This window comes from Paraburkholderia sp. CNPSo 3274 (assembly GCF_024206475.1).
Lineage (GTDB): Bacteria > Pseudomonadota > Gammaproteobacteria > Burkholderiales > Burkholderiaceae > Paraburkholderia.
The window spans coordinates 1-7,850 of sequence record NZ_JAMBPR010000150.1 but is presented as its reverse complement, the minus strand read 5'-3'; the positions used below and the strand labels follow the sequence as shown (position 1 = coordinate 7,850).

Below are 7,850 nucleotides of genomic sequence, written 5' to 3'. Positions count from 1 at the left end.
CAACCCCTGCGCGACGCCCGCTGCACCCCGCCCACCTCGCCCAGCAACACGCAGGCACGCTGGATCTGCGCCGAACTCGACACTTCCACCGTGAACTGCATGTACGCCGCATTGCGGCGGGACTGCGTCTTCACGCCGATCACGTTCATCTTCTCGCGCGCAAACACTTCGGAGATGTCACGCAGCAACCCCTGGCGGTCGGTGGCCTCGATCGAGATATCGACCGGATAGACCGACTGGCCGCGCCCGCCCATCACGTCGGCGGACCACGTGGTGTGCAGCACGCGCTCGGGCGCGCGGTTGGCCATGCGCCGGAAGGTCGGACAGTCGCTGCGATGTATCGACATGCCCTTGCCGCGCGTGACGAAACCGCTGATCGCATCGGGCGGCGCGGGCCGGCAACAGCGCGCGAGCTGCGTAAGGAGCGCGTCCACGCCGACCACCAGCACGCCCGACGAGCCGCCATGCGTGACGTTCGCGCCGCTCGCGCGCTTGGTGAGCTGCTCGGGCGTTTCCTCTTCGGGCTCGGCCGTGGGCGCGTCGTGCAGCGCGTGCTCGACGTTACGCAGGCTGAACTCTTCCTTGCCGACCACGCTGAAGAGGTCGTCGGGTGACTTGAAGCCCAGCTTGGCCGCGAGCTGATCGAGACTGACCGACGTGCGGCCCTCGCGCTGCAGCGTCTTTTCCACCATCGCGCGGCCGTTGGCGATGTTTTCCTGCGCCTCGATCGCGTTGAACCACGCCCGTACCTTCTGCCGCGCACGCGGGCTATGCAGAAAACCGAGCTGCGGATTGAGCCAGTCGCGCGATGGGCCGCCCTCCTTCACCGAGACGATTTCGACCGTCTGGCCGTTGCGAAGCTGGGTGTTGAGCGGCACCATCGCGCCGTCCACGCGCGCGCCACGGCAGCGATGGCCCAGTTCGCTGTGAAGGTGATAGGCGAAGTCCAGCGGCGTCGCGCCCTGCGGCAGCGCGATGACGCGCGCCTGGGGCGTGAGAACGTAGATGTGGTCGTCGTCGAGCGTGGCCTGGCGCAACTGCTCCCACGGCTGGCGCCCATCCGAGACATCGTCCTTCCAGGCGAGCAGCTGTCGCAGCCACGCGATCTTCTCGTCGTAGCTGCTGCTCGCGCTGAACTGCCCGCCGTAGCCCTTCGCACCGGCTTCCTTGTAGCGCCAGTGCGCAGCCACGCCGTATTCGGCGAACTGATGCATCTCCTGCGTGCGGATCTGCACCTCGAACGCGCGGCCGTCGTCGCCGATCACCACCGTGTGCAGCGAGCGATAACCGTTGGGCTTGGGCCGCGAGATGTAGTCGTCGAACTCTTTCGGCACCGGTTGCCAGAGGTTGTGCACGATGCCGAGCACCGTGTAGCAATCCTTGATGTCGGGCACGATCACGCGGAACGCGCGCACGTCGTAAAGCTCGGAGAAGTCGATCTCCTTGCCGCGCATCTTCTTCCAGATGCTGTAGATGTGCTTGGGCCGCCCGCTCACCTCGGCCTGGATATGCGCGGCTGCAAGCTCGCTTTGCAGCCGCGCGATCGCCTCGGACACGTAGCTCTCGCGCTCCACGCGCTTTTCGTCGAGCAGCTTCGCGATGCGCTTGTAGGTATCGGGCTCCTGAAAGCGGAACGCGAGGTCTTCGAGTTCCCACTTCAGTTGCCAGATGCCGAGACGGTTGGCGAGCGGCGCGTAGATCTCGAGCGTCTCGTGCGCGATCTCGGGCGCCGGCGTGATCTTCGCCGCCGCATAAAAGCGCAGCGACTGCAGGCGCGACGCGAGCCGGATCAGCACGACGCGGATGTCCTGCGCGAACGCCAGCAGCATCTTGCGCAGCGATTCGACCTGCGCGCGCCGCGCCGCCTGGGCGTCGCGACTTTCGCGGCCCGCTTCGGGTACGGCATGCTGCGCCGCGCGCAGGCTCACGGTGCCGAGCCGCAACAGCTTGCGCACGTCGAACACGAGCTTCGCGACTTCCGCGCCGAAACGCGCTTCGAGCGCGCCTTCCGGATCGTCGAGATGCGGCGCGAGATTGAAGAGCGCCGCAGCGAGCACCGCGGGCGGATCGACGTTGAGCCGGCTCATGATGAATGCCGTGCCCTGCGCATGCTCGATGAGCGGCTCGCCCGTGGAAAGACGTGCGTCACCAGCGTGCTCGCGCACGAACGCAAGCGCGTCGTCGAGCGACGGCAGCGCGCCGGTATTGGCGGAAACCGCGGATGCGGGAGGAACGGTGTCGCTGCTCATGAGGCGATGCCCGCCGGCTTGCCGGACGGGCGACAACGAAAAGGGTCAATCAAACTGCGCCGACTGAACGACTCGCGCTCAATCGCGCTGCGCAGCCACCACGACGATCTCGACGAGGCATTCCGGATTCGCGAGCTTCGCTTCGACCGTCGCGCGCGGCGGCGTCGCGCCTTGCGCGACCCACTTGTCCCACTCGGCGTTCATGCCGGGGAAATCCTTCATGTCGGCGATATAGATCTGCACCGAGAGAAGCAGCGACTTGTCGCTGTTCGCCTCACCCAGCAGGCGGTCGATGTGGCCGAGCACTTCGCGCATCTGGCCGGCGATGTCCTGCTTGGTCTCTTCCGCGATCTGGCCAGCCAGGTAGACGGTGCCATTGTGGATGGCGGTTTCCGAAAGACGTGGACCAACGTGGTGACGAATGACTGCCATGAAAATTCCTGTTGAGAAGTGAAAAACGGTCAACTTCCGGGCCGGCACGATCCAGCGCGCATCGGCGCGCGCAGGAATATGCCGGCGAATCTCATATTATGACGCGCGAAGGGCCTCGCCGTCGAAGAAACGGCGCGCGATCGCGATCTGGTCGGGCGCGAGGAACGCCGGCGCATGCCCTACGCCCTCGATTTCGACGCTCGATACACGGCGCCCGGTCGCGACCATCTTCGCGACCGTTTCGCGCGAAAGCAGGTCCGAAAGCGCGCCACGCACGACGAGCACAGGCCCTTCGAACGTAGCGAGCGAGCGCCACAGGAACTTCTCGCCCTCCTCGTTCTGCTCGGGCGTGGCCGACTTGAAGGCCTCCGCAATGCGCGGGTCGTACCGGTAGCGCCACGTGCCTTCGACTTCATGCAGCAACGGCGTATTGATCTCGCGCCATTCATCGGCGCTCAGCGGGCCGAACGAGGCCGCGAGAAGCGCCGCATTGTCGATGCCTTCCTGGAGCGTAGCGAATGGCTCGGCGCGCCCGACGTACTCCCCGATGCGTGCGAGCGACGCGGGTTCGATTTGCGGCCCGATGTCGTTGAGCAGCATGCGGCCAATGGGCGCGCCCGGCAGCCCCGCGAGCGCCATTCCGATCAGGCCGCCCATCGACGTACCGAACCAGTCCACCTTCTCCACGCCCGTGCGCGCGATCAACGTGACCATGTCCGCCACGTACTGCGCGACGCCGTAGCCGCGCGGGTCGAGCAGCCACGATGACAGCCCCCGCCCGGCCACGTCCGGGCACACGACGCGATACTGGTCGGCCATCGCGGCGGCAAAGCGGTCGAAGTCGCGCCCCGAGCGCGTGAGTCCATGCACGCACACGAGCACGCGCGGGTTGGCGGGGTCGCCCCACTCGGTGTACGCGATGCGGTGCAGGCCCGCGGGACTGAGACACTGGACGTACTGCTGGCGCGGCACTGCGGTCGATTCGGTCATCGCGAAATCCTCGCTCGAAGGCGCATCAAGGCTTTCGGCCGATTGTAAACGCCTTTGCCGCCCGGCATCGTCGGCAAAGCCGCACGCAAACCGTACGCAAAAACGAAACGGGCGAGACCGAAGTCTCGCCCGCCGCCAATCATGCTTACGCTACGACGTTCAGCCCACGGCGCTCACGTCGAGCGGCGCCCCGGTCTTCGCCTTGATCTCGTCGACCGTCACACCCGGCGCGAGTTCGGTCACCTTCAGCCCCGCGTCGCTCACTTCCATCACGCCGAGGTCGGTGATGATGATATCGACCACGCCCACGCCCGTAAGCGGCAGCGTGCAGGCTTCGAGGATCTTGTGCTGGTCGCCCTTCGCCACGTGCTCCATCAGCACGACCACGCGGCCGACGCCCGCCACGAGGTCCATCGCGCCGCCCATGCCCTTGATCATCTTGCCGGGGATCATCCAGTTGGCCAGGTCGCCCTTCTCGCTCACCTGCATCGCGCCGAGGATCGCCAGGTTGATGTGGCCGCCGCGAATCATCGCGAACGAGTCTGCGGAAGAGAAAATCGACGAACCCGCCAGCGTCGTCACGGTCTGCTTGCCGGCGTTGATCATGTCGGCGTCCACTTCGTCCTCGGTCGGGAACGGGCCGATGCCGAGCAGGCCGTTTTCCGACTGCAGCCACACTTCCATGCCCGCGGGCACGTGGTTGGCCACGAGCGTGGGCAGCCCGATGCCGAGGTTCACGTAGAAGCCGTCCTGCAGTTCCTTCGCCGCGCGCGCGGCCATTTCGTCACGATTCCATGCCATGGTCGGTCTCCTTCCTCAGTTGCCCGCGGCTGCGCGCACGGTGCGTTGTTCGATGCGCTTTTCCGGGTGCGCGTTGAGCACGATGCGCTGCACGAAGATGCCCGGCGTATGAACGGCGTCCGGATCGAGTGCGCCGTTCTCGACGATCTCCTCCACTTCCGCCACGGTGATCTTGCCCGCCATCGCGCACATCGGGTTGAAGTTGCGCGCCGTGCGGCGGAAGACCAGGTTGCCCGACTTGTCGGCCTTCCACGCCTTCACGAGCGCGACATCTGCCGTGAGCGAATGCTCGAGTACGTAGTGCTTGTCGCCGAACTGGCGCGTTTCCTTGCCTTGGGCGATCAGCGTGCCGAAACCGGTATTCGTGAAGAACGCCGGAATGCCGGCGCCGCCCGCACGCAGCTTTTCAGCCAGCGTGCCTTGCGGCGTGAATTCGAGTTCGAGTTCGCCCGACAGATACTGGCGCTCGAATTCCTTGTTCTCGCCCACGTAGGACGAGATCATTTTCTTGATCTGGCGCGTCTCCAACAGCAGGCCGAGGCCGAAGCCGTCCACGCCAGCGTTGTTGCTGATGCAGGTGATGCCCTTCACGCCTGTATCGCGCAGTGCGCCGATCAGCGCTTCGGGAATGCCGCACAGCCCAAAGCCGCCGACCGCGAATGTCTGGCCGTCCTTGACGATGCCCTCGAGCGCGGCAGCCGCGCTTTTGTAGACCTTGTTCATCAGTGTGTCCCTTCCTCGAATGGAAATCCGCCAATCCGGTTTGTCGCGCGGACGTCGAGCGTGTCCGGATGTTCAATTCTAGTCATGCCCCGGCGGCGTTGCCGTGAAGCGGGCAGCCCGGTCGGACTGCGCCCACGTGCCCAAACGAGCCGCGCGAGCCTGGAAAACTGCCCCTCCGATGGGTGCAAAGCGTACGCTGGCCCCCTGTTGCGGCACAATACGCAAAACTACATAAAGCAATACCCGCACCGTCCGCCATGGCCGCTCCAATTCAACCCGTCGAACGCTCCGCCCTCGACTACCAGACCGCGTTCCATCTTGCGCCCATCGGCCTCGTGCTTGCGCGCGAGCGCACCATCGTCGATTGCAACGACCAGGTCGCCGCCATCTTCGGCTGCGCACGCGCGGCGCTGATCGGCCAGTCGTTCCAGGTGCTGTACCCTTCTGCGGACGAGTTCGAGCGCATTGGCGCACGCATCCCGCCGATCATGACGGCGCAAGGCAGTTACGCCGATGACCGCATCATGAAGCGCGCCAACGGCGAACTCTTCTGGTGTCACGTCACGGGGCGCTCGCTCGATCGCGCCGAGCCTCACGCGGCGGGCGTCTGGACATTTGAAGACCTGAGCGCGACGCGCCGCGTGGCCATCGAACTCACGCCGCGCGAACGCGAGATCGCCGCGCAGCTCGTTACTGGCAAGACCAGCAAGCAGATCGGGCGAATTCTCGAGATCAGCCCGCGCACCGTCGATGTTTATCGCGCGCGCCTCATGCGCAAGTACGACACCGGCAACGCCACCGAGTTGCTGCAGCGGCTGCTCGGCCAGTAAAGGCGGGCAGCGCCAGGCAGCGCGCGCCACACGGCGCTCAGCCGACCCGATCAGACTTGACCAGTCCCGCATGCTCGATGGTCGCGCGCAGCATGTCGGGAATCGGCACCGACTTGCCCGCCGCGTAGTCGATCCACACGCAGCGTGCGTTCCCGCGCGCGTAGAGCGTGTCCGGCTCGTCGGCGCGGCGCAGTTCGAAACCGGTGTCGAAGCTGCTGCGGCCTGGCTGGCCGACCGTCATCGTGCACACGATGTCGCCGGGGTAATGCAGCTGCTTGAGGAATTCCATCGAAGCATTGACGATCACGGGCCCCTGGCCGTCGCCGCTTTCCGCGGCCACGCCCAGATGCTCGAACCAGGAAATCCGCACCTGCTCCATGTAACGGAAATAGACCGTGTTGTTCACATGGCCGAACGCATCCATGTCGCCCCAGCGGATCGGCATGGTCATTTCAAATACGGGGTGGTAGTCACTCATTGCACTTCAACTTCGTGTTGTTGCGAAAAGCGGAATGCCTGCCGGCGGCCGGACTCGCCTGGGTTCAGGTGAGCCCGAAGCCGTCGTCGGCGGTGATGATCGAACCGTTGATGAACGACGACTCGTCGGCGGCGAGCAGCAGCAGCAGGCCGTCCAGGTCCTCGGGTTTGCCAACGCGGTGGCGCGGCAGCATCGAAACGAGCTTTTGCCCCTGCTCTGTCGACCAGTGGTGGTGGTTGATCTCCGTGTCGATGTAGCCTGGGCAGATGGCGTTCACGTTGATGCCGTGTCGGCCCCATTCGAGCGCCATCGCCTTCGTCATGTGCACGACCGCGGCCTTGCTGATCGCGTACAGGCCGATTTGCGGCAGCACACGCAGACCCGCCACCGAAGCAATATTGATGATGCGGTACGCCGGCTTCGGGCCGCCGCCGTTACCGCGCATGATCATGCGCTTGGCAACTTCCTGGGCCACGAAAAAGGCGCCGCGCGTGTTGGTGTCGAACACGTACTCGAAGTCGGCGGGCGTGACGTCGGCGAGCTTTTGCGTCGTGGAGACGCCCGAGTTGTTGACGAGGATGTCGATGGTCCCCGCCTCGGTTTCCGCGTGCGCTACCGCCGAGCGAATGCTCTGGTAGTCGGTCACGTCGAGCGAGACGACGTGCGCGGCGCCCCCGCTCGCCTCGATTTCGGCGCGCAACTCCTTGAGCCGCTCCACGCGGCGGCTTGCCAGCACGACTTTTGCACCGGCCTGCGAGAGCACCTGGGCGAAGCGCTTGCCAAGCCCGCTGGAAGCCCCCGTGATCATCGCAACCTTGCCTTCCAGATTGATCGAACGGCCCATTTCCGGTTCCTGTTCAGAGGTGAATAAGCGCCAGAACGCGGCGGGGTCGGCCCGCCAAATCTGACGCCATAGAATAGAACGGTCGTGCTAATGTTAGCCTGTTGGGTTGCGGCACGGGGAACGTTACCCGACAATACGAACCCGAAAAAAGCATTCTAATGGCAAGAGGAGCATTGATGACCCCCGCAAGTCTTTTGGAGCAATACGGCCCACGCGAGTCGATGGAATACGACGTGGTGATCGTCGGTGGTGGCCCCGCCGGGCTGTCTGCCGCGATCCGCCTGAAGCAGCTGGCCGCGGAAAAAGGCGCTGAAATCGGCGTTTGCGTGCTGGAGAAAGGCTCGGAAATCGGGGCGCATATCCTCTCGGGCGCGGTCATGGATCCGCGCGCCTTGAATGAGCTGATTCCGGACTGGAAAGAACAAGGCGCACCGCTGAACGTGCCCGTAACCGAGGACAAGTTCCTTTTTCTTTCCGAAACGGGGGCTAAATCTGTGCCGAAC

9 protein-coding genes are annotated in these 7,850 nt (G+C 65.0%); 2 read left to right on the top strand and 7 right to left on the bottom strand.

The annotated features are described in order from the left end of the window. The 5 genes from M3I54_RS42905 to M3I54_RS42885 form a co-directional block, all read right to left on the bottom strand. Positions 1 to 2,249, bottom strand: a 2,249-nt coding sequence (locus M3I54_RS42905; protein ID WP_254346405.1) for a bifunctional (p)ppGpp synthetase/guanosine-3',5'-bis(diphosphate) 3'-pyrophosphohydrolase, incomplete at its 3' end; no start/stop codon positions are given. A 78-nt stretch (positions 2,250 to 2,327) separates the two neighbouring features. Beyond that, complete coding sequence (locus tag M3I54_RS42900; protein ID WP_028204254.1) at positions 2,328 to 2,681, bottom strand: RidA family protein; 354 nt, start codon at positions 2,679 to 2,681, stop codon at positions 2,328 to 2,330. Between the two features lie 96 nt (positions 2,682 to 2,777). Next, on the bottom strand, positions 2,778 to 3,671 hold the full coding sequence (locus M3I54_RS42895) for an alpha/beta fold hydrolase (RefSeq protein ID WP_254346404.1): 894 nt from the start codon (positions 3,669 to 3,671) through the stop codon (positions 2,778 to 2,780). A gap of 159 nt (positions 3,672 to 3,830) precedes the next feature. Further along, positions 3,831 to 4,472: a CoA transferase subunit B gene (locus M3I54_RS42890; RefSeq protein ID WP_028204256.1), complete on the bottom strand. Its 642-nt coding sequence runs from the start codon at positions 4,470 to 4,472 to the stop codon at positions 3,831 to 3,833. Positions 4,473 to 4,487: 15 nt separating this feature from the next. Next, a complete protein-coding gene (locus M3I54_RS42885; RefSeq protein WP_254346403.1) occupies positions 4,488 to 5,195 on the bottom strand; it encodes a CoA transferase subunit A in 708 nt (235 codons plus the stop codon). A gap of 257 nt (positions 5,196 to 5,452) precedes the next feature. On the opposite strand from M3I54_RS42885, the gene M3I54_RS42880 reads away from it, so the two are divergent. Next, on the top strand, positions 5,453 to 6,025 hold the full coding sequence (locus M3I54_RS42880) for a LuxR C-terminal-related transcriptional regulator (protein WP_254346402.1): 573 nt from the start codon (positions 5,453 to 5,455) through the stop codon (positions 6,023 to 6,025). A gap of 37 nt (positions 6,026 to 6,062) precedes the next feature. Here M3I54_RS42880 and M3I54_RS42875 read toward each other — a convergent pair whose 3' ends face one another. Both M3I54_RS42875 and M3I54_RS42870 read right to left on the bottom strand, forming a co-directional pair. Beyond that, positions 6,063 to 6,503 (bottom strand): thioesterase family protein, encoded by a 441-nt coding sequence (locus M3I54_RS42875; protein WP_028204259.1) that lies wholly within the window; start codon positions 6,501 to 6,503, stop codon positions 6,063 to 6,065. 64 nt (positions 6,504 to 6,567) lie between these two features. Then, positions 6,568 to 7,347 (bottom strand): SDR family oxidoreductase, encoded by a 780-nt coding sequence (locus tag M3I54_RS42870; protein WP_028204260.1) that lies wholly within the window; start codon positions 7,345 to 7,347, stop codon positions 6,568 to 6,570. Between the two features lie 176 nt (positions 7,348 to 7,523). Between M3I54_RS42870 and M3I54_RS42865 the strand changes: the two genes are divergently transcribed. Then, a partial coding sequence (locus M3I54_RS42865; protein ID WP_254346401.1) for an NAD(P)/FAD-dependent oxidoreductase occupies positions 7,524 to 7,850 on the top strand: 327 nt, incomplete at its 3' end.